Source organism: Aquibacillus koreensis (assembly GCF_025154055.1).
In the GTDB taxonomy this organism is placed as follows: Bacteria; Bacillota; Bacilli; order Bacillales; family Amphibacillaceae; genus Aquibacillus_C; species Aquibacillus_C koreensis.
The window spans coordinates 101285-123554 of record NZ_JAOALK010000047.1 but is presented as its reverse complement, the minus strand read 5'-3'; the positions used below and the strand labels follow the sequence as shown (position 1 = coordinate 123554).

General features: G+C 40.3%; 22 protein-coding genes. 3 read left to right on the top strand and 19 right to left on the bottom strand.

All coding sequences use genetic code 11. The annotated features are described in order from the left end of the window. Positions 1–19: 19 nt before the first annotated feature. On the bottom strand, positions 20–1762 hold the full coding sequence (locus NYQ66_RS13665) for an adenine deaminase C-terminal domain-containing protein (protein ID WP_259870230.1): 1743 nt from the start codon (positions 1760–1762) through the stop codon (positions 20–22). Between the two features lie 83 nt (positions 1763–1845). On the opposite strand from NYQ66_RS13665, the gene NYQ66_RS13660 reads away from it, so the two are divergent. After that, entirely contained in the window at positions 1846–2121 is a 276-nt protein-coding gene (locus NYQ66_RS13660; protein WP_407652085.1) for a YgaP family membrane protein, read from the top strand. A 58-nt stretch (positions 2122–2179) separates the two neighbouring features. Here the strand turns inward: NYQ66_RS13660 and modB are convergent, their stop codons facing one another. Then, positions 2180–2836, bottom strand: a complete 657-nt coding sequence (gene modB, locus NYQ66_RS13655) for a molybdate ABC transporter permease subunit (RefSeq protein WP_259870229.1) — start codon at positions 2834–2836, stop codon at positions 2180–2182. Beyond that, positions 2829–3602, bottom strand: coding sequence for a molybdate ABC transporter substrate-binding protein (modA, locus tag NYQ66_RS13650; protein WP_259870228.1), 774 nt, complete (start codon positions 3600–3602; stop codon positions 2829–2831). The genes modB and modA overlap by 8 nt, the downstream gene beginning before the upstream one ends. 134 nt (positions 3603–3736) lie before the next feature. Between modA and moaC the strand changes: the two genes are divergently transcribed. Then, positions 3737–4234: a cyclic pyranopterin monophosphate synthase MoaC gene (moaC, locus tag NYQ66_RS13645; RefSeq protein WP_259870227.1), complete on the top strand. Its 498-nt coding sequence runs from the start codon at positions 3737–3739 to the stop codon at positions 4232–4234. A 20-nt stretch (positions 4235–4254) separates the two neighbouring features. On the opposite strand, the gene NYQ66_RS13640 is transcribed toward moaC, so the two are convergent. Next, on the bottom strand, positions 4255–4764 hold the full coding sequence (locus tag NYQ66_RS13640) for a MogA/MoaB family molybdenum cofactor biosynthesis protein (protein WP_259870226.1): 510 nt from the start codon (positions 4762–4764) through the stop codon (positions 4255–4257). 35 nt (positions 4765–4799) lie between these two features. Beyond that, entirely contained in the window at positions 4800–5816 is a 1017-nt protein-coding gene (gene moaA, locus NYQ66_RS13635) for a GTP 3',8-cyclase MoaA (RefSeq protein ID WP_259870224.1), read from the bottom strand. Between the two features lie 352 nt (positions 5817–6168). Here moaA and NYQ66_RS13630 point away from each other — a divergent pair, with 352 nt between their 5' ends. After that, positions 6169–6549: a hypothetical protein gene (locus NYQ66_RS13630; RefSeq protein ID WP_259870223.1), complete on the top strand. Its 381-nt coding sequence runs from the start codon at positions 6169–6171 to the stop codon at positions 6547–6549. A 103-nt stretch (positions 6550–6652) separates the two neighbouring features. Here the strand turns inward: NYQ66_RS13630 and map are convergent, their stop codons facing one another. The 14 genes from map to purB form a co-directional block, all read right to left on the bottom strand. Further along, positions 6653–7393, bottom strand: coding sequence for a type I methionyl aminopeptidase (gene map, locus NYQ66_RS13625; RefSeq protein WP_259870222.1), 741 nt, complete (start codon positions 7391–7393; stop codon positions 6653–6655). Positions 7394–7726: 333 nt separating this feature from the next. Then, positions 7727–8389: a hypothetical protein gene (locus NYQ66_RS13620; protein ID WP_259870220.1), complete on the bottom strand. Its 663-nt coding sequence runs from the start codon at positions 8387–8389 to the stop codon at positions 7727–7729. A 91-nt stretch (positions 8390–8480) separates the two neighbouring features. Beyond that, complete coding sequence (locus tag NYQ66_RS13615) at positions 8481–10100, bottom strand: hypothetical protein (RefSeq protein ID WP_259870219.1); 1620 nt, start codon at positions 10098–10100, stop codon at positions 8481–8483. After that, positions 10093–10848 (bottom strand): ABC transporter ATP-binding protein, encoded by a 756-nt coding sequence (locus NYQ66_RS13610; protein WP_407652088.1) that lies wholly within the window; start codon positions 10846–10848, stop codon positions 10093–10095. The genes NYQ66_RS13615 and NYQ66_RS13610 overlap by 8 nt, the downstream gene beginning before the upstream one ends. Positions 10849–11206: 358 nt before the next feature. Then, complete coding sequence (gene purD / locus NYQ66_RS13605) at positions 11207–12469, bottom strand: phosphoribosylamine--glycine ligase (protein WP_259870218.1); 1263 nt, start codon at positions 12467–12469, stop codon at positions 11207–11209. A 62-nt stretch (positions 12470–12531) separates the two neighbouring features. Beyond that, positions 12532–14064 carry a bifunctional phosphoribosylaminoimidazolecarboxamide formyltransferase/IMP cyclohydrolase gene (gene purH / locus NYQ66_RS13600; protein ID WP_259870217.1) on the bottom strand — a complete coding sequence of 511 codons (1533 nt, stop codon included), beginning with the start codon at positions 14062–14064 and terminating at the stop codon, positions 12532–12534. Continuing rightward, the gene (purN, locus tag NYQ66_RS13595; RefSeq protein WP_259870216.1) at positions 14061–14666 is read right to left on the bottom strand and encodes a phosphoribosylglycinamide formyltransferase; all 606 of its coding nucleotides are present in this window, start codon (positions 14664–14666) and stop codon (positions 14061–14063) included. The genes purH and purN overlap by 4 nt, the downstream gene beginning before the upstream one ends. After that, positions 14659–15687 (bottom strand): phosphoribosylformylglycinamidine cyclo-ligase, encoded by a 1029-nt coding sequence (gene purM / locus NYQ66_RS13590; RefSeq protein WP_259870215.1) that lies wholly within the window; start codon positions 15685–15687, stop codon positions 14659–14661. The genes purN and purM overlap by 8 nt, the downstream gene beginning before the upstream one ends. Before the next feature lie 13 nt (positions 15688–15700). Then, complete coding sequence (purF, locus tag NYQ66_RS13585; protein ID WP_259870214.1) at positions 15701–17113, bottom strand: amidophosphoribosyltransferase; 1413 nt, start codon at positions 17111–17113, stop codon at positions 15701–15703. Next, positions 17089–19314, bottom strand: coding sequence for a phosphoribosylformylglycinamidine synthase subunit PurL (gene purL / locus NYQ66_RS13580; RefSeq protein ID WP_259870213.1), 2226 nt, complete (start codon positions 19312–19314; stop codon positions 17089–17091). Before purL ends, purF begins: the two co-directional genes overlap by 25 nt. Further along, complete coding sequence (gene purQ, locus NYQ66_RS13575; RefSeq protein WP_259870212.1) at positions 19298–19981, bottom strand: phosphoribosylformylglycinamidine synthase subunit PurQ; 684 nt, start codon at positions 19979–19981, stop codon at positions 19298–19300. The genes purL and purQ overlap by 17 nt, the downstream gene beginning before the upstream one ends. Further along, complete coding sequence (gene purS / locus NYQ66_RS13570) at positions 19978–20229, bottom strand: phosphoribosylformylglycinamidine synthase subunit PurS (protein WP_259870211.1); 252 nt, start codon at positions 20227–20229, stop codon at positions 19978–19980. Before purS ends, purQ begins: the two co-directional genes overlap by 4 nt. Next, the gene (purC, locus tag NYQ66_RS13565; RefSeq protein WP_259870210.1) at positions 20226–20939 is read right to left on the bottom strand and encodes a phosphoribosylaminoimidazolesuccinocarboxamide synthase; all 714 of its coding nucleotides are present in this window, start codon (positions 20937–20939) and stop codon (positions 20226–20228) included. The genes purS and purC overlap by 4 nt, the downstream gene beginning before the upstream one ends. Before the next feature lie 34 nt (positions 20940–20973). Next, a complete protein-coding gene (gene purB, locus NYQ66_RS13560) occupies positions 20974–22266 on the bottom strand; it encodes an adenylosuccinate lyase (RefSeq protein ID WP_259870209.1) in 1293 nt (430 codons plus the stop codon). Positions 22267–22270: the final 4 nt, after the last annotated feature.

Sequence of the window (22270 nt, the reverse complement as noted above, 5' to 3'; positions counted from 1 at the left end):
GTACTGATTATAACAAAAATTAGCGCATGATAGCAGGAAATAGCACTTCTTTCTTTTTGACATCAACGATTCCCTGCGGCGTAATTCGTATAAAAGGCAAATGCATGGATGATAAAAATAATAGGTTATATGGTGGATCATTATATTTGTACCCAAACGCTTTTAACTTTTCTTTTAACTCTTTATCCTTTTCCATTAATGTCGCCATATCGCCTGCATACATCATTCCTGATAATTGTAAAGGAAGCTCAAATATGATCTTTCCGTCATTTGCCAGTACAATTCCACCACCGAGCTCCTTCATCCGATTAAACGCGAGCATTAGATCAGCTTTACTTTTTCCTATTAACACAATATCACCCGTAGTGGAATATGAGCTAACCAGTCCTCCTAATTCGCTCGTGAAGCCTTTAATAATTGTATTCACACGCCACTTCCCATGGCGATCAATTAACATTAAAAACGATTCATCATTGTTACCTTCAATCTTATCCACATTTGCATCGATCGATACAGGATAAGCTCTTATGATTACATCATTCACCATCTCCATACCTATAGGCATCGAGAACTGCAAATCACTTTCTTCTAATTTCCAATCTAATTCTAATGGAGTAATTCCATTTTCCATCCACCGGATATCCCCCATATTATCGACAGGGACACCATCACGTTTCATCCATTTACCTTTTGCTATAACCGAAATTGGAGTTGGATGTTCTTTTGCATCCAATATATTAATATGGGCAACCCTACCAGGCGCAATCGCACCGAGTCGTTCACCCATATTGAAATGTCTCGCCGCATTATAACTAGCCATCATATAGGCATCCTCAATCGGTACACCCGCTTCGATTGCAATCTCAATACATCGGTCCATCATACCATTTTCATAAAAAGCAGGCGTTGAACCATCCGTTGTCATCGTCATGCTATCATAATTCTTAACACCAAGCTCTTTCAACTCCGACAAGATCGTTGGCAAATCCGGACGAATCGAAGAATACCGCAAACTGACTTGATATCCCAAACGAATACGGTCAAACACTTCTTTCCCCGTCATTGCTTCGTGGTCTGCACTTGCTCCTAATAATTTCATTTTTACCAAAGTCTTTTCGGATGCACCAGGGAAATGTCCTTCAATAGGCTTGCCTAATCGTCTTGTTTCCTGCATCCAATACAAGATTCGATCGTCATCTTTAAGTACTTGTGGCCAACAAGTCAACTCTCCTCCCTGCACGACAGCTTCATGCTGCAACCAAGCTAATATATTCCCATTATTAAAATACTCTTGCTCATCTTGTAAAAGTGTTTGGGAATCAAATCTAGCCCACCAATACATGGATACAGGTAGTTTCATGAATTCACCAATAAGTGTAAACGCTTTCTTTTGCGTGGTTAAATAAAGCCAAAGCAAATTATCATTCATCAAGGTTGTTGTCCCTGTTTGAGATGCATACTTGGCAAGCTGATGGGGATTATATAATTGAAAAGGATGTGCGTGTGGCTCAATGTAACCCGGTACAATAAAGTTTCCACTACAATCAATAACTTCTGTATTGGTAACTTTATCTGGTAATTGATCACCAACATAAACAATTCGATCCTTATATATCCAAATATGTGCTTTTATCCATTGCTTTAAAGAAACATTTAAGTAGGTTGCATTTTTGAGTAAAAGAGTAGGTGAGAACTTATTATCAATCACCGAAACATGCTCTCTTAACTCGCGATTCCTCCAACGATAAAGGTGCTCATCCATGGTAATCTCCTCTATTTCTATTGTTATTTTTTTACTATCGTATCACAATTGCAGGTAAACTGCATTAATGAAATTTCAGGAAGGTGATTTTTTTGATAAAGCAAAACATAGGCATTGTAAATGCACTAATTCGGATCACATGTGGCTTCACTTTATTAACGTATGCAACGGCTCGAATGGTGCAGCGTCCATGGCGCCAAAGCTCCTTACTTATCGCGATGATGGCTGCTATGAAAATTGGAGAAGGCATTGTTCGTTATTGTCCAGTAACCGACGTTATTTCCAGATCAATGACTGCTGATGAAAATAACCACACTCAAAATCAGAGTGAACCCGTGGAGCCAATTAATCCATCTTAATCCATATGCATGGATGGGTAAAAAAATGACGCGCTTAAAGACATAGCGCGTCATTTTTCTAGCTGTTTTTCCTAATCATAAATAACATAATAAAAGAAATACATACAATTGCGATTACCCACGCCCATGCAAGTCCCATCTGATTTGACTCAAAAGCAACATATATCGCGGTTGGAACTGTTTGTGTTTTACCCGGGATATTGCCGGCAAACATAATCGTTGCACCAAATTCACCAAGCGCTCTCGCAAAGCTTAACACAATCCCAGATACTATTGATTTTGCACACAGAGGAATAGATATATAACGAAACACTTTCCACTCATTCGCTCCGTCCACTCTTGCTGCATTCTCTATGTCATTTGGAATCGATTGAAAGCCTGTTTTCACTGATTGGTACATAAGTGGGAAAGAAACAACAATCGCAGCAATGATCGCAGCCCCGACTGTAAACATAACAGATTGACCAAATAACTGATCCACCAACTTACCAACCACACCTTGATTTCCAAAAATCATAATTAAGAGGAAACCAATCACAGTTGGAGGTAAAACCAATGGCAAGATTAGCATCGTTTCTACCGTTGTTTTTCCTTTGAATTGGTTTCTTGACATGAACCAACCAATACCTAAACCTGTAATTAACACAACAATAAGTGCACTAATTGCTACAAGTAAAGAAACCTGAATCGGATGGAAAAAGGCAGTACTAGTCATTTGTATTTACCACGGGATTGAACCCATACTCCTCAAATATTTGTGAAACACTTTCTGTTTGTAAGTAGTTATAAAAGGTGACTGCAGCGTCGGATTGGTCTGTATCTTTGATGATCCCAATAGGATATAAAATTGGTGTATGGCTATCCGGATCCAGTCGCTCCACTATTTCAATTTTATCCGAGCTAATCACATCCGTATCATACACAAACCCGACATCCACGTTGTTCGTTTCTACGTAATACAGGACTTGTCTTACATCCTTAGCAGGGATCAGCTTGTTTTCTATCTCTTCAAACAAACGCAGGTGTTGGAGTGCTTCTTTCGCATAAGCTCCCGCTGGCACAGTTTCAGGTGTACCAATTGCTATTTTATTAACTTCATTTTTTTGTAAATCGTCAATAGAACTAATGGCATTATTTTCCACTGACTTAATAAGCACTAATTCATTCTGTAAAAGAATAGTAGAATAGTTCTGCTCGATCATCCCTTGTTCTACTAAATTATTAAATTCTTCTTCTGACGCAGATAAAAAGAGATCCACCGGTGCACCTTGTGCGATTTGTTGCTGCAAAGCACCTGACGAACCAACATTATAGATGATCTCTATCTGACCGTGCTCTACCTCAAAATCTTCCTTCACTTGCTCCATAGCATCAGCCATACTGGCCGCAATCGAGACAGTTAGCTCTTCCTTCTCACTATCAGAGCAACCCACCATTAGTAGGAGGCTAATTAAGATATAAAATATGTACCATTTCTTCATGAAAAGTTCGACCTTTCTCTTCTATCTTGAAAAGCTATTATACCATGTTCGCGAGCAACCCTTTTATCTATTCTTCTATCTTTTGTTATAATAGGACTAATTTTTAAAAGTAAAACTTTGTGAGGTGGACAAGCTTGTCAGAATTCACACATATGAATCAACAAGGTAGAGCCAAAATGGTTGATATAACCGATAAAACAGTAAGTTCTCGTCGGGCTATCGCTCGTTCTAGCATTATTGTACTTGAAGAAATTTATCAAAAGATTACAAACCATAAGATGGGTAAAGGAGATGTGCTTGCTGTTGCCCAAGTCGCGGGCGTCATGGCTGCCAAGCAAACATCAACCATTATTCCTATGTGTCATCCACTCGCATTAAGTGGGGTCAACATCCTATTCGATTGGGTATCACGTGATGACGGTCGTTGGGAGCTTGTTATTGATGTTGAAGTAAAAACAAAGGGAAGTACAGGTGTAGAAATGGAAGCCCTAACTGCTGCTTCTGTTACTGCATTAACGATTTACGACATGTGTAAAGCCGTTGATAAAGGCATGATTATTGGCCAAACGTACCTACTCGAAAAATCTGGTGGAAAAAGTGGCGCCTTTAAACGAACGACGGACAACGAGTAAGTTGTCCGTCTTTTTCATGCTTACAGATCTTTTTGAATTTCCATCACGATATGTCCCATTTCAAGCAGAATTAATTTTTCCATCGCTAGTTTCACTGCACCTGATGAGCCAGGAACGGAGAATAGGATTGTGTCATTACCTACTCCAGCAACCGCCCGAGACAAAATCGCAGCAGAGCCAATATCTTTTTCATAGCTTAAGTAGCGAAAAATCTCACCAAATCCCGGTAACTCCTTTTGTACAAGCGTTTGAACAACCTCGATGGTTACATCTCTTTTTGCAACACCCGTACCACCATTTATAATGACAGCCTCGACTTTTTCATTATCCATACCTTCTCGGATTGCTTCCTCAATCTGATCCTTTTCATCATGGACGATTTGGTACGCCTCGACTTCGTGCCGATGTTCTTGGAGGAGCTCTTTTATTAATTGCCCACTTTTATCAGTTTCTTCCGTTCTTGTATCACTGACGGTAATAACCATACATGAGACGGACTTTGGCGATACTTTTCTATGGTTTTTCAACATATGATCACTTCTTTTCTAATTGGAAAATTCTTAAATTAGCCACCAATATAAGACATCTCAATTTTCTTGCGATTCTTCACTGTCTCTTCCGTTCGTTCATCGGAATAACGATCAGTACGATTACCCCAAATGGATCTGATTGCTTGGTCAACTTCTTCGTCCGTCTTGTCAGAACGAACCAACTCTTTTAGATCAAAGCCCTCTGTTGCAAATAAACAAGTAAAGAACTTTCCATCAGCTGCAATCCTTGCTCTTGTACAGCTAGAACAAAACGATTCGGAAACGGATGTAATAAAACCAACCTCTGTATTTGTCCCTTTATATCGATATCGTTTTGCTACTTCGCCAAAGTAATCCTGATCGACTGGCTCTAATTCAAATTCTTCCGAAAGCTGCTCTACCATTTGTTTCTTCGTTATAACTTTAGAAAAATCCCATCCATTGGATTGTCCTACGTCCATAAATTCAATAAAGCGTAAAGTAATCCCACGCTCTTTAAAGTAGGCAGCCATTGGTAAAACTTCATGATCATTCATACCTTTTTTCACGACCATGTTAACTTTCACTTCTAAGCCAGCTTCTATTGCTGCGTCAATCCCTTTAATAACCCAGTCCGGGCTCACACCCCGATCATTAATTGCCTTAAACGTTTCAGGATCTAGTGCATCTAAACTAACATTTATTCTTTGTAGTCCAGCTTCTTTTAGAGCAGATGCTTGCTTAACCAAGTGAACGGCATTGGTTGTTAGCGCTATATCCTCAATTCCCTTAATCTGGTTTATCTTTTCTATAAGCTGAGGAAGGTCTTTTCTTAACAAAGGTTCCCCGCCTGTTAATCTTATTTTCTTCACCCCGAGCTCTGCAAAAATCTTTACTAATCGCTCGATTTCATCAAAAGTGAGTAGTTGTTCTGGCGGTAAGAAAGCAAAATCCTTACCGAAGATTTCCTTCGGCATGCAATAGGTGCACCTAAAATTACAACGATCGATCACTGATATACGTAAATCTTGGAGTGGTCGTTTCCATTTATCTAGCACCATATTTTTGTTCATTCCTCATACGCCCCTAATTTATAAAATTACTTTTTCAAAAAGTATCTTATTCTATATATAGTACTAGATTAACAGTATGTGTGTGTAATCTCAAACAATTGAAGGTGTTAGATTGGTTTATATAGTTTTGTTATCTAGGAGCAATATGATTTATACATTGCCTACTGCACGTCTTCTCTTGCGAATTGACGATAAATTCAATAATTAAATTACTATACAGTTTATAGAAATTTAGTCATAGTCCAGAAACAGACTTCGATGGAAGTTACGAACGAGTGAAAGTCATTCAAAGTCAGAATCAAGCTTGGATTCGGACATCAAGTCCGAGCAAAAGCCATTCAGAGTCAGAATCATGCTTGGATTCGGACATCAAGTCCGAGCGAAAGCCATTCAGAGTCAGAATCAAACTTGGATTCGGACATCAAGTGCGAGCGAAAGTCATTCAAAGTCAGAATCAGGCTTGGATTCGGACAACAAGTCCGAGCGAAAGCCATTCAAAGTCAGAATCAGGCTTGGATTCGGACATCAAGTGCGAGCGAAAGCCATTCAGAGTCAGAATCATGCTTGGATTCGGACATCAAGTGCGAGCGAAAGCCATTCAGAGTCAGAATCATGCTTGGATTCGGACATCAAGTGCGAGCGAAAGCCATTCAGAGTCAGAATCATGCTTGGATTCGGACATCAAGTGCGAGCGAAAGCCATTCAGAGTCAGAATCATGCTTGGCCACATTAAGATGTGCCACCTGAAATTGAGTATTTTAGCGTTAATACGCATTTTAATATCAAGTCTGACATTTGAACTGCAACGAACCTATGAATTGCGACTCAATTAACGCTTATAGCGTAGTAATAATTGGTCCTTCTTTTGTAAGAATAATCGTATGTTCGTATTGAGCAACAATACTTTCATCTGTAAGGAATGTCCAGCCATCTTCGGATTGGTACACTTCCTCTTCCAATGTGGAGATAAATGGCTCAAAGGCAATGACCATACCTTCTTTTAAAATTTCATCATCCCAACGAGAGAAATAATTAAAAATATGATCTGGTGATTCATGAATGGAACGGCCAACACCGTGTCCAGTAAGGTTTTTTATAACTGTTAAGCCATGTTTTTTTGCTACATTGTGTACAGACTTTCCAAGCGCGCTTTTTTTCGAACCCGGTTTTGCTTTCTCAAGTCCTGCGTCGAATGCTTCTTTAGCAACGTCACATAATTTCTGTTTGATCGTATCTCCTTGTCCAACTACAAAAGAAATCCCGGTATCTGCGAAATAACCATTTTTCGAACCTGAAACATCTATATTTACAAGGTCACCTTCTTCAATAGTCCGATCACCCGGAATCCCATGCGCTACTTCTTCATTCACACTAATACACGTATATCCTGGAAAATCGTATTCTCCTTTTGGTGCAGATTGAGCTCCTTCTTTTTCAAACATCTTACCCGCAATTTCATCGATTTCTTTAGTAGTAATTCCAGGTCTGGTACAGCGGACTAGTTCATCTCGTATCGTCCCGCATATTTTACCAATTTCTTTTAATCCATTAAAATCCTCTTCTGTCTTTGCAATCATTGTAGATCCTCGCTTTTTCAATATATTTTATAAACAGTATAGCATTTCGTTTCTACACGGTATGGAATTCATGTTCAAAGGATTGGCCTTTGCTTGTTCAAAACTGATCCATTACTTTAACATCATGTTTCACAATCGTAACTATTCATCAATTATTATCACAGATAAGACGCACAGTATCCACATGGATTTATTATGACGCACTAAATTATATTCCTAAAGCAAATACAATTAAAGCATGTGAACGCAACAATGCGTTCACATGCCTTTTGTAGTGGGATTTATGCTTGAGATCCTCTTAATGGAACCCCGTTACCCTATTGCTATCTTTTTTTAATCATCGTATTCGTTCATATATGGGTTGTTATACATTGGGTAAGGTTGTTGAGGTTGATTCCAATTTCCAACGTTCGGGCCTGGCAACGGTCCTTCAAAATTTGATGGCATTGGTTGTTCTCCCCAATTTCCTCCACCTTGACCTGGTAATGGTCCCTCAAAGTTTGGTGGGTACGGCTGACCTTGCCAGTTTCCTCCACCTTGACCTGGTAATGGTCCCTCGAAGTTTGGTGGGTATGGCTGACCTTGCCAGTTTCCTCCACCTTGACCTGGTAATGGTCCCTCAAAGTTTGGCGGGTATGGTTGGCCTTGCCAGTTTCCTCCACCCGGACCCGGTAATGGCCCCTCAAAGTTTGGCGGGTATGGTTGGCCTTGCCAGTTTCCTCCACCTTGACCTGGTAATGGTCCCTCGAAGTTTGGTGGGTATGGTTGGCCTTGCCAGTTTCCTCCACCCGGACCCGGTAATGGCCCCTCAAAGTTTGGTGGATACGGCTGACCTTGCCAGTTTCCACCCGGACCTGGTAATGGTCCCTCAAAGTTTGGTGGGTACGGCTGACCTTGCCAGTTTCCACCCGGACCTGGTAATGGTCCCTCAAAGTTTGGTGGGTATGGTTGCCCGTAATTCCCATATGGATTAAAACCATTATTTCTGTTTGGCATCATGTACTGCTCCTCTCTTCATGCATTACACAATTAGCCTATTCATCAATTTCAAATCCGCAACTACCCATCCCAAAAATAGGCGCATATCCTAACTCGTTCGAAAGCCTTTTTGCCATAATACTAGGTTTACTACAATCAAAATTACTAAATATCCATACAAACCAAATGGAATGACGGAAGCGATAAAGTGTATTCCGGCAAACACTCCACCAATAATCATCATAAGAATATTATTTGCAACATTTGTTTCCTGTGCAAATGCAAAGGATTGAGAAAAGGGATATAGCTCATTATTTAATGCCTTATACGAAATAATCGTGTGTAAGAAAGCGACTGCCAGCACCACAGCAAGATCTAGGATGATCGTGAAAGAATGAATGCTCACAAATACGATGCTCGTCACAAAGAATACAGGAAAATAAAGCTTCACAAGAAATGCTTTTAATGTCGCACGATAAATGGAAGCTTGATCCTGAATGGGTGTAGCACGATAAATCCAAGCCCCTTTATACTTGCCAGAAAACTTAACCATATGGACGATTGAAGGAATGATAATATTAATAAAGTAAATCGTTAAATACATTTTAGTGTTTGACAAGTCTCCAAATGATTCCATGCTTAAAAAGTTCGCGACAAAAATAAACGGGAAAATAAAGGACATGCCTAGTAAAGGATAGACCTTTAGCTTAAATTCCCTTTCTTGCTTCATCATCCTAATGGCAAACAAGTAAAACGTACGCTCCTCTTTCGTTCTGCACATTACCTTTTGCCAAAAACGATCTACGCGTAACTTTTTCTTTTTATTATCTCCACTATTATTAAGTAGCTTTTGCAAATTCCTTTCAAACGATGGAACTAACAGAGCATAAATAAAAATGGAGATCAACGGAACAATGAGTGCCAATATTGAAAATAGAATAATAGCTTTTGATCCATTTTGATTTAATATCAGTTCAAATGGCGCTCCATACCACATTGGCGGAATGAATATGTGCCACCATTGAAAGTGGAATGTAACATCTAAATCGACAAATTCAAATGATCTTATTAAAACTTGGTAACCGACAGCGATTCCAACAGATAACAGAATTTGCACATAATTAATAATATCTTTTAATCGCTCTCCATTAAAAAAGCGTAAAATAAATATGTACACTAATGCAGTTAATACAACAATGAATAAACCAATTAAAATGATTTCAAGGATAAAAATAAGACCAAAGAGGATTCCTTTCACAAATATACTTACAATAATTGGAATGAGCGCAAACGCGCCAGTTAATTGGATCATATAAATGCTTACGTGTACGATCTTAGAAGCACTAATCGTCTTTTTCTTCACAGGTTTCGTGTCTAAAATAGCTTTATCTCTTACATCTAACAGTACTGTAGAAAAGTCGGAGATCATTGACGTCATCAGAATGAACATCGATATACCAAAGACAATGCTCATTTGGAAAACATAGTGGTCACCCATAACAATAAAAGGAATGAGAATGAGTCCATATAATGCATAAAGCCCAAGCGATTTAAAAAACTGATTACCTGTTTCTTTATTTTTTGACTGGTTAAAAATGGTTGGAACACGTCTTTGGTCCATCGTTAGCTTCATTGCTAGAATCTTTCTCATCATCTCGTATTCTATTCCTAGAAATCTAAAAATGAATTGAAACCTATCGAGTATTCTTAGGGATAGGAAGTTACGCATTATTGCCCACCTCTTTAACAATCGACACGACTTCTTCTGCTATTTGTTTATGCTGATCAAACCCAGTGAGCTCATTGAAAATCTCCTCTAACGTTCCTTCTTTATTTTTTTGTTTTAACTCCTCAAACGAACCATCAGCAATGATTTTCCCATCCGCTAGCAGTACGATTCGGTTACTGATTTTTTCTACAACATCCATAATGTGCGAGGAGTAGAAAATCGTCTTACCTTCCGCAGCTAACTGTGCCAAAATCTCTTTAATAATCATGACACTATTGGCATCCAGCCCACTTAGCGGCTCATCCAGGAATATCAGATCCGGATCATGCAGTAAACTAGCAATAATCAAAACCTTTTGTCGCATCCCTTTCGAATAAGCAGAGATCCTAGTATGATAGACATCACCTAACCCGAATTTTTCTACTAGTCTAATAGCTTTATATTCTGCTTCACTTTCGTCCATCCCATATAACTGCCCAGTAAACGTTAAATATTCACTTGCAGTTAAATTATCATACACCTCTGCATTTTCCGGCACATAGCCAATTCGTTGCTTATAGCTGTTGTCTCCATTGGAAATGTCCTGCCCAAAAATCTCAACGTTCCCATGATACCCATCAACCAAACCAAGCATAATTTTTACTGTCGTACTTTTACCAGCACCGTTTGGCCCTATGTATCCAATAATTTGACCCTTGTAAACATCAAGATCAACACCAGTTAGTACATTTGTTGCCCCATACCGCATCGTTAAATTAGAGATTGATAGTATTTTTTCGCTATTTGTATCGATTTCGATCACCCCTCCGGTTAAAAGCTTTACTCTACTTTAACATATTTTACCTTTTGTGTTGGGATGATAAATAGTTGTAAGAAAAAGGATTTTCTTTTGACAGTTTCTACCCCAGTCTTCTTTCCCGCCTGTCAAATGCGCTTCTCTTTTGACACCTTCTAACGCGATTTCCTTTCCCACCCGTCAAATACGCTTCTATCTCTTCAGACTCAACTCACCCTTGCCCATTTTCTGTCATCACGAGCCATACTCTAATGGCAACAAAAAAAGACACACAACAGAATCCCCTCCCATTGTATGCCTCAACCAGCCTCTATTTATTTCGTCCAAACCCAATATCACTACGGTAAAAAAACGAATCCGTGCGATCAAATACTTTTAAATAATCATAAATATGCTGCTGTGCAATCCCAGCTTCTTTTTGCACAGAACCTACAAGAAGAACACGCCCCCCAGAAGAAACAAATCCACCCGATTCATCATCCAAAGCTGTTCCAGCATGAATAACAAAGCATTCGTCAGAAGGAGCAAGCTCTGGTAACGCCACACCCTTGTCGTAAGCACCTGGATAGCCAGCAGATGCGACAACTGTTCCGATACAGTATGCATCCTCCCATGCAAGCTCTGGATCACGACCTGCTGTAACATCCTGAACAACCTGCAACAAATCATTTTTCAACAGTGGCAACACGACTTGTGTTTCGGGGTCACCCAATCTAGCATTAAACTCGATTACTTTAGGACCTTGGTCTGTTTCTATTAAACCAGCATATAAAATCCCCGTAAAAGTGCGACCTTCTGCAATCATTCCTTTTGCAGCGGGCATTAAAATTGTCTTAACAGCAAGTTCCACGTCCGAACCAGATAGATCAGGTACCGGTGAAAAAGCACCCATCCCCCCCGTATTAGGCCCTTCATCATTATCAAAAGCGCGCTTATGATCTCTTGCTGGCATTAATGGAAAAACATTTTCTCCATTCACAAAAGCCATCAAGGAAAATTCTTTCCCGTCCAAAAACTCTTCAATGACAACGCGGCTACCCGCTTCTCCAAACTTGTTGTCAACGAGCATCATCTCAACTGCATCTAACGCTTCTCTTACTGTCATGGCAACAACTACACCTTTTCCAGCAGCAAGGCCATCCGCTTTGATGACAATCGGTGCACCTTTCTCCTCTATGTATTGCTTCGCTTGATCAACATCGGTAAAGGTTTGATAGTCTGCAGTTGGGATCTGGTATTTTTTCATAAATGCTTTGGCAAAGTCTTTACTACCTTCGATTAAGGCAGCTTCTTTTGTTGGGCCAAATACGTTTAAGCCCTCCGCTTGAAATGCATTTACAACACCTGCAAGTAAAGGAACTTCCGGACCAACGATCGTCCAATCAATCGCATTATCCTTAGCAAAAGCCACTAGCGTATCCACATCATCGTCCTTTATATCTACACACGTTGCATCTGCAGCAATTCCACCATTACCTGGTGCCGCAAAGATCGAATCCACCTGCTTGCTCTCCATTAACTTTTTCACAATACTATGTTCACGACCACCACTACCGATTACAAGAACTCTCACACCACTACCCCCTTTTTTAATCAAAAACCCCCACATTGTGAGGGCCATTCAAAATCCTAAAATTAATGTTTAAAATGACGCATGCCGGTGAACACCATCGTAATTCCGTGTGCATTACAAGCATCGATCGAATCTTGGTCACGCTTCGAACCACCTGGTTGAATGATTGCTTTGATTCCAGCTTTTGCAGCTGCTTCTACTGTGTCAGGCATTGGGAAAAATGCATCGGATGCCATCACCGCACCGTTTGCTTTTTCTCCTGCTTGTTCAAAAGCAATTTTTGCCGCGCCAACACGGTTCATCTGCCCAGCACCAACACCAATCGTTTGGTCACCTTTCGCAACAACAATTGCGTTGGATTTCACGTGCTTTACAACTTTCCAAGCAAATAATAGCTCTGCTAATTCTTTTTCATCTGGTTTTCGATCTGTAGGAACTGTGATATCTTCTGCAGAAACGCTACCAGTATCTTGGTCTTGCACAAGCAGTCCACCAATCACGCTAACAACTTTCTTTGTATTCGAGCCTTCTCTGTTCATCGGTGTTTCTAGTAGACGGATGTTAGGCTTCACTGTTAAAATCTCCATTGCTTTTTCAGAGAATGAAGGTGCAATAACGATCTCTAAAAAGATATCCTTTAACTGATCTGCCGTTGCCGCGTCCACTTCACGATTCAGTGCCACAATTCCACCAAAAATAGAAACAGGATCTGCTTCATATGCTTTTGTATAAGCTTCTGTAATCGTCTCACCAATACCAACACCGCAAGGATTCATATGTTTCACTGCTACTGCAGCAGGCTCGCTATATTCAAGCACGATCTCTAGTGCAGCATTTGCATCTTGAATATTGTTATAAGACAGATCTTTACCATGTAGCTGTTTTGCATTTGCAATCGAAGCACCTTTTACATTAGGCTCTTGATAAAATGCCGCTTGTTGATGTGGGTTCTCTCCGTAACGTAAAGATTGTACTTTTTCATATGTAACAGTGTACGTTTCTGGATCTTTTTCTTCTGTAATCGTTGTAAAATAATTTGCGATCATTGCATCGTAATTCGCTGTATGTCTAAATACCTTTGCAGCTAGTTTTTTACGGAATTCTACAGCGTTAGAACCCTCGTTAAGCTGCTGTAACACTGCATCATAATCAGTAGGATCGACAACGACAGTTACGCCATTGAAGTTTTTTGCTGCTGCACGAAGCATCGTTGGGCCACCGATATCAATGTTTTCTATCGCATCTGCTTCCGTAACGCCTTCCTGCTCAATCGTTTGTTTAAAAGGATACAGGTTCACTACAACTACATCAATCGGAAGAATATCACGTTCCTCTAATTGTTGTTTATGGGATTCATCATCACGTTTTGCTAGTAATCCTGCATGGATATACGGGTGAAGTGTCTTCACTCTTCCATCTAAAATCTCTTCAAAGTTGGTTACTGCAGAAACCGGAAGTGCCGGTAATCCAGCGTCCTTTAACTTCTTCAACGTTCCCCCTGTTGAAATTAACTCATAGCCTAATTGATCTAGTCCTTGTGCAAATTCTACTACGTTCGTTTTGTCTGATACACTGAGTAATGCGCGCTTTCTCATATTGATGCTCCCCTTTCCCCTGTTTCAGCTTGTTCCTCGATTAATTTCTGGATCGTTTGTGGAAAAAGACGATGTTCAATTGCTTGGATTCGTTTTTGTAAGGAATCACGCGTTTCTCCTTTTTCCACATACAATGCTTGCTGATCGATGATTTGTCCAGTATCCATGCCTTCATCTACAAAATGGATTGTCACGCCCGCAACGCGCACCCCTGCTTCAATCGCTTGGCCAACTGCATCTTTACCTGGAAAAGCAGGTAAAAGTGATGGATGGATATTAATAATTTTTGATTCGTAAGGTGCTAATAGAGTTGGACCAATTAGGCGCATATAGCCCGCTAAGATAATCAACTCGACACCTTGTTCTTGTAACCTCTGTACGATCTCGTTTTCAAAAGTTGCTTTTGATTCATATTGTTTCGGATCAAACACAAATAAAGGTGTGCCTAATTCTTCTGCTTTCCCAATTACTTTTGCATTTGGTTGATCGCATACGAGCAGTGCTACTTCACACGCTAACTGCCCTGCATTGATCTGGTCCATAATCGCTTCATAATTACTACCAGTACCTGAGGCAAACACCGCAATCTTGGTTTTACGCATCGATTACGGTCACCCCGTTACCTTCAACAACTTCCCCAATTACAAATGCTTCCTCACCAATATCCTCTAACACTTGTAGCGCAATCTCCGCTTCGTAAGGAGACACAACTACCGCCATTCCAATACCTGCGTTAAATACACCAAGCATATCATCAAAGCTAAGGTTCGCTTGCTCTTGCAAAAGCGTATAGATGGCTGGCACTTTCCATGCATCTTTATTTATTGTAACACCTAAACCTTCTGGTAAAGCTCTTGGAAGGTTTTCATAGAATCCACCACCTGTAATATGGCTAATTCCTTTGATGGTCATGTTTAATTTCAGTTGCTTGATTGCTTCTACGTAAATTTTTGTTGGCGTTAATAGCTCTTCTCCTAAGGGACGATCTAGTGGTGCATAGGTGGATGCTAAATCTAATTGCTTATCGGCTACGATTTTTCGAACGAGTGAAAAACCATTGGAATGAAGACCACTTGAAGCAATCCCGATTACTTTATCACCAGCTTCAATCTCTGAACCGGTAATGATCTCTTTCTTATCAACAATCCCAACAACAAAACCTGCAAGATCATATTCACCGTCTTGATACATGCCTGGCATCTCAGCAGTTTCTCCACCGATTAATGCACTTCCGCTTTGTACACAACCTTCGGAGATTCCTTTAACGATTTGCTCGATCTTCTCCGGTTCATTTTTCCCACATGCAATATAATCAAGGAAGAACAATGGATCTGCCCCTTGTGCCACAATATCATTCACACACATCGCTACTAAATCAATACCGACAGTATCATGTTGGTCCATTTGAAAAGCTAGCTTCAATTTTGTTCCAACACCATCTGTACCGGACACAAGCACAGGTTCCTCATATTTAAAAGAAGAAAGGTCAAACAATCCAGCAAACGCGCCTACGCCACCAATCACTTCTGGGCGGTTTGTCGTTTTTATATGTTTTTTCATTAAATCTACTGCTTTATATCCAGCATGTACATCCACACCAGCTTGCTTATAAATATCGCTCATGATTTAAGCTCCTTTATTCCTTATATGCAGGTAACACAGTATCCGGATAGATTTCCGTTGGATAATTCCCTGTGAAACAAGCTTGGCATATGCCATGTTCCATCGAGTCTTTATCTTTTACAATCGCATCTTCTAATCCCTCTGTTGTTAAAAACGATAGACTATCCGCACCAATCAGCTCACACATTTCTTCTATGGAATGATTGGATGCAATCAATTCACCTTTCGTAGAGGTATCAATCCCGTAATAACACGGATTCTCTATTGGTGGAGATGCAATTCGAACATGAACCTCAGTTGCTCCAGCCTCTTTTAATAGCCGTACAATTCTTTTACTCGTTGTACCACGAACGATCGAATCATCGACCATCACGACACGTTTTCCTTCGACAATACCGCGAACAGCAGAAAGCTTCATCTTTACCCCTTGTTCTCTCAGTTCTTGCGAAGGTTGAATAAACGTGCGACCTACATATCTATTTTTTATCAAACCTAATTCATAGGGAATACCTGTCGCTTCTGAGAACCCGATTGCTGCAGATATACTTGAATCTGGAACCCCAGTCACTACATCTGCTTCTACAGGAGCTTCCATCGCTAACTGTTTCCCCATTGTTTTACGACTCGCATGCACATTTAATCCATCAAGGTCACTATCTGGTCTGGAAAAATACACATATTCCATCGAGCATAAAGTACGCTTCATTGGTGATGAAAATTCTTTTGATGTAATGCCAGTATCATCAATCATCAGTAACTCGCCCGGTCTTACTTCACGAATATACGATGCACCAATTAGGTCAAACGCACAAGTTTCAGAAGCAACTACATAAGCACCACCTAGCATCCCAATCGATAAAGGACGCAGACCACGTGGGTCAAGCGCAACGTACAATTTATCTTCCGTTAAGATCGTAATTGCATAAGCACCTTTGACCATGCTCAAGGCAGAGGCAATTGCCTGATCCATATCCATATAACCATTGCGTTTAATTAAGTGTGCTATCACTTCTGTATCAGATGTTGTTTGTAAAATACTTCCTTGTGCTTCTAGTTGAGATTTTAACGCATAAGCATTTACTAAGTTTCCGTTATGCGCTAGAGCCATACTGTTTCTTTGCGAACGAAACACAAGTGGTTGCACGTTCTCGTAACCGCCCCCACCTTGGGTAGCGTAACGTACGTGACCAACGGCTGCATGCCCTGTTAATCGTGAAAATTCTGCTTGTTGAAAAACTTCGTTGATGAGTCCGTTTCCTTTGTGCAAATGTAACGCTTCTCCATCACTCGTTACAATTCCTGCACCCTCTTGACCACGGTGCTGCAGTGCATGTAGCCCGTAATAGGTCATTTCTGCAGCCTTTTCATGTCCCCAAATTGCAAAGACACCGCACTCTTCGTTTAAGCCTTTGATTTCAGCAAGCATGGGATAGCCCCTTTCCATAACGCTGTCAAGTCTGCAACAGACTCTTCAATCACGGTTTCATCAGCTTTTGTTACTTGTAACATCTTGGTATTTGTTACCGAACCGATCAGTTTCGCATCTTCTACAGACGCTTCAAACACTTCTCTATTTTCTTGTTTCACGGATACGATAAAGCGTGATTGCGTTTCACTGAATAATGCAGTTGTAAGGTTGCCATCTACATCAACAACACACCCAAGATTTGTTCCGAATAGCGACTCCGCAAGCGCTACACCTAATCCACCTTCGGCTAAATCATGTGCTGATGCAACAAGACCTGACTGTATCGCTTGTAATAACTGCGTTTGACGTTTTGCTTCGACATCTAAATCAATCGCAGGCGCTTTGCCAAAATATTTATTTTCAAATACATTTTGCAACTCACTACCACCAAATTCAGGGGTAGCTTCACCAATCACATAGATGGCATCGCCTTCTGCTTGGAAGAAAGATGGTGTAATATGATCAAGTGACTCATGCAAACCTACCATGCCAACAACTGGTGTTGGAAAGATTGCTTGATTACCAGATTCATTGTAAAGAGACACGTTTCCACTAATAACAGGCGTGTTTAGCTTTAAGCAAGCCTCACTCATGCCATCCACACTTTTCTCAATTTGCCAAAAAACTTCTGGCTTGTCAGGATTACCAAAGTTCAACCCATCTGTTAAGCCTAAAGGTCTCGCACCTGAACAAATGATATTTCTAGCAGCTTCTGCCACTGCAATTTTTCCACCAACTTCAGGATCTAAATAGATATAACGAGAATTACAGTCCGTAGTCATTGCTAGTGCTTTGTCATAGCCACGCACACGTACAACGGCAGCATCAGAACCAGGTGTCACAACTGTGTTGGTTTGCACCATCGAATCGTATTGATCGTAAACCCATTCTTTACTTGCAATCGTAGGTTGTTGTAATAATGCTTTTAACGCCTCTGCTTGATTTTTCACATCTGGAATATAATTGTCCATTGCTTGGAATTCTTCGTAATATCCAGGCACTTTGGATGGCTTGTGATAAACCGGTGCATCTTCTGCTAACGAATCAACCGGAATATCTGCAGCTACCTCACCTTTATGCAATAAACGGAACTTTTTATCGTCCGTTACTTTACCAACAGCAACTGCTTCTAAACCGTATTTTTCAAAAATATCAATGATCTCTTGTTCTTCGCCTTGTTTCACACACAAAAGCATTCTCTCTTGTGACTCCGAAAGCATCATTTCATAAGGTGTCATATTTAATTCACGCTGTGGAATTAAGTCCAAATTCATTTCCATACCAGTGCCAGCTTTACTAGCCATTTCACTCGCAGAAGATGTAAGGCCTGCTGCACCCATATCTTGAATTCCAACAAGCGCATTACAGTGGATTACTTCTAAACATGCTTCAATTAGTAATTTTTCCATAAACGGATCGCCAACTTGAACAGACGGACGTTTGCTTTCGGATTCTTCCGATAAATCTTCAGAAGCAAAAGTCGCACCATGGATCCCATCACGGCCAGTACGCGCACCTGCATAAATGATCGTATTCCCGATACCAGCTGCAATTCCTTTTTGGATATCTTTTTGATCGATTAACCCGACGCACATTGCGTTTACAAGCGGATTACCTTCATAGCAGTTGTCGAACTGCACTTCTCCACCAACAGTTGGAACGCCGACACAGTTGCCGTATCCTGCGATTCCATGCACGACTTCTTCAAAAAGATATTTCACACGGCCAGATGTTAAATTACCAAAACGTAACGAGTTTAATAGAGCGATCGGACGAGCTCCCATTGAGAAAACGTCACGGATAATCCCACCAACACCAGTAGCTGCACCTTGATAAGGTTCAACGGCAGAAGGGTGGTTGTGACTTTCCACCTTAAATACCACTGCTTGGTTATCACCGATATCAATAATCCCAGCACCTTCACCAGGTCCTTGGATCACGTGAGGGGCTTTCGTTGGGAATTTTGCCAATACAGGCTTTGATGTTTTATAACTACAGTGTTCCGACCACATAACCGAGAAGATGCCTGTTTCGGTAAAGTTAGGAAGCCTGCCTAGAATTTTTTTAATCATGCCAAACTCTTCATCTGTTATCCCCATGTCACGATAAAGTTTGTCTTTTTCCACTACTTCCGGGGTAATCTCAGGCGCCTGTAACATATGCTTCCCTCCAATTGTTTAACACTGATTTAAATAGGTTTAATCCATCATCGCCACCAAGTATGCTTTCTACTGCACGCTCTGGGTGTGGCATCATACCAAGTACATTACCTTCTTCGTTCACAATTCCTGCGATATCTTCCACCGATCCATTCGGATTATTAGCATACGTAAACACGATTTGATTGTTTGCTTTTAACTGCTTTAAGGTAGCGTCGTCGCAATAATAGTTACCTTCTCCATGTGCAATTGGAAGGGAAATCACTTGTTTCTCTTCATAAGCAGATGAAAACATTGTCTTACTATTTTCCACTACTAAATCTTCAAAACGACACATGAACTTCAAGTTTTTATTACGTAATAACGCACCAGGTAACAAGCCTGCTTCTAATAGAATTTGAAATCCGTTGCATACACCTAAGACTGGCTTTCCTTTTGCCGCTTCACGTTTAATTTCCGTTACAATATGTGACGTTGCTGCAATCGCACCACATCTTAAATAATCACCATAAGAAAAACCACCAGGGACTAAAATAGCATCATAGTCTTCTAGATTGGCAGTTTGGTACCACACAAGTTCCGCTTCCGCACCTAATGCATCTTTAGCTGCATGATACATGTCTCTGTCACAATTAGATCCAGGAAAAACAATCACTGCAAACTTCACGAAACGACAACCTCCTCAACTGTGTACGCATAATCTTCAATAACTGGGTTAGCAAGTAACTTTACACACATTTCTTCCACTTGTTTTTCCACATCGGCATGATCATCCATTGTTAACTCCATGTATTTTCCTACACGCGCGCTTAACACATCCTCATAACCTAATGTGTTCAACGAATCTTGTACTGCTTTACCTTGTGGATCTAAAACACCCTGCTTTAATGTGATATAAATTTTCACTTTTTTCATTTTACTGCCTCCAGTCGATTTAAAATGTTGTCGTACACAGATAAAAGATCGCCTAAATCCTCACGAAACACATCTTTATCCATTTTTTCACCAGTGTTAACGTCCCATAGTCTACATGTATCCGGGGAGATCTCATCCGATAGGATAATCTCCCCATTTTTGTTTCGTCCAAACTCTAATTTAAAATCTGCGATCGTTAATCCTATATCTTCAAAGAATACTTGTAGTTGTGTATTCACCGCTAATGCCATCGACTTAATCTGTTGTAGTTCTTGTTCGGTCACATCCGTTAAGAGGAATGCATGCGCATCATTAATGATTGGGTCACCTAATTCATCTTTTTTGTAATAAAGCTCCACAAGAGGTGGCGTAAACACTGTTTTCTCAGCAATACCTAAGCGTCTCGTAATACTACCCGCAGCAATATTTCGAACAACTACTTCCACTGGAATAATCGTTGTTCTTTCGACTAACTGCTCCGTGTCATTCAAGGCACGAATAAAGTGACTGTTTACCCCTTTGTCCTTTAAGTATTCAAAAACTTTGGCCGTGATTAAATTGTTGTACTTTCCTTTACCAGTAAAACTAGCCTTCTTCTTCCCGTTAAATGCTGTAGCATCATTTTTATAGGACAATACTAACTGGTCGTCACTTCCTTCTACTTCGAACACTTGCTTTGCTTTCCCCTCATACAAAAGGTTACCCTTCACGAATGTCACCCCATTTTATTTTGTGAGTTGCAACTTACAATCCAATCTTGGTAAAAATCTGATCTACATTTTTCAAGTGGTATGTGTAATCAAAACAGTCATCCAGCTCTTCTTTTGATAAAACATTAGTAATTTTCTCTTCTGCTTCAATTAATTCTCTAAATGGAGTTGCCGTTTCCCAAGCCTTCATCGCATTTGGTTGCACCATGTCGTATGCTTCTTCTCTGCTCATTCCTTTATCGATTAACGATAGAAGTACGCGTTGTGAGAAAATAACACCGTAAGTTCGATCAATGTTACGTTTCATGTTTTCTGGGAACACCGTTAAGTTTTTCACGATATTCGAAAAACGATTTAACATATAGTCAAGCGCAATCGTTCCATCTGGTAAAATTACACGCTCTGCAGACGAGTGCGAGATATCTCTTTCATGCCATAACGCGACATTCTCATATGCCGTTACCATATAACCGCGAATCACTCTTGCCATACCAGTCATATTCTCAGAGCCAATTGGGTTACGCTTATGTGGCATTGCAGATGAACCTTTTTGTCCTTTTGCGAAAAATTCTTCTACTTCTCTTGTTTCTGTTTTCTGCAAGCCACGAACCTCTGTCGCAAACTTCTCAATCGATGCCGCCACTAGCGCTAGTGTAGACATGTAATGGGCATGACGATCACGTTGCAATGTTTGTGTCGATACAGGTGCAGGTGTTAAACCTAGCTTTTCACATACATATTGCTCTACAAAAGGATCGATATTGGCATACGTTCCAACCGCACCAGATAGTTTACCAGTTTCAATTGTGTTAGCTGCTGCATTAAAACGTTCCAAGTTACGCTTCATTTCTTCGTACCATAAAGCCATTTTCAAGCCAAACGTTGTTGGTTCTGCATGTACACCATGCGTTCTACCCATCATCACCGTATGCTTATGCTCTTGTGCTTTTGTAGCAAGGATATCGATGAAATTTTCGATGTCTTTTCTGATGATGTCATTTGCTTGTTTTAATAAGTAAGATAAAGCTGTGTCTACTACATCAGTAGAAGTAAGACCGTAATGCACCCACTTTTTCTCTTCGCCTAACGTTTCGGATACAGCACGAGTAAAGGCAACTACATCGTGTCTTGTTTCTTGTTCGATTTCTAAAATACGGTTCACATCAAACGATGCATTTTCTCTTATTTTCGCCACATCTTCTTTTGGAATAAAACCTAATTCACTCCATGCTTCACATGCTAATATTTCAACTTCTAACCAAGCTTGGTATTTGTTTTCATCTGTCCAAATCGATCCCATTTCTTCTCGTGTATAGCGACTAATCATGTAT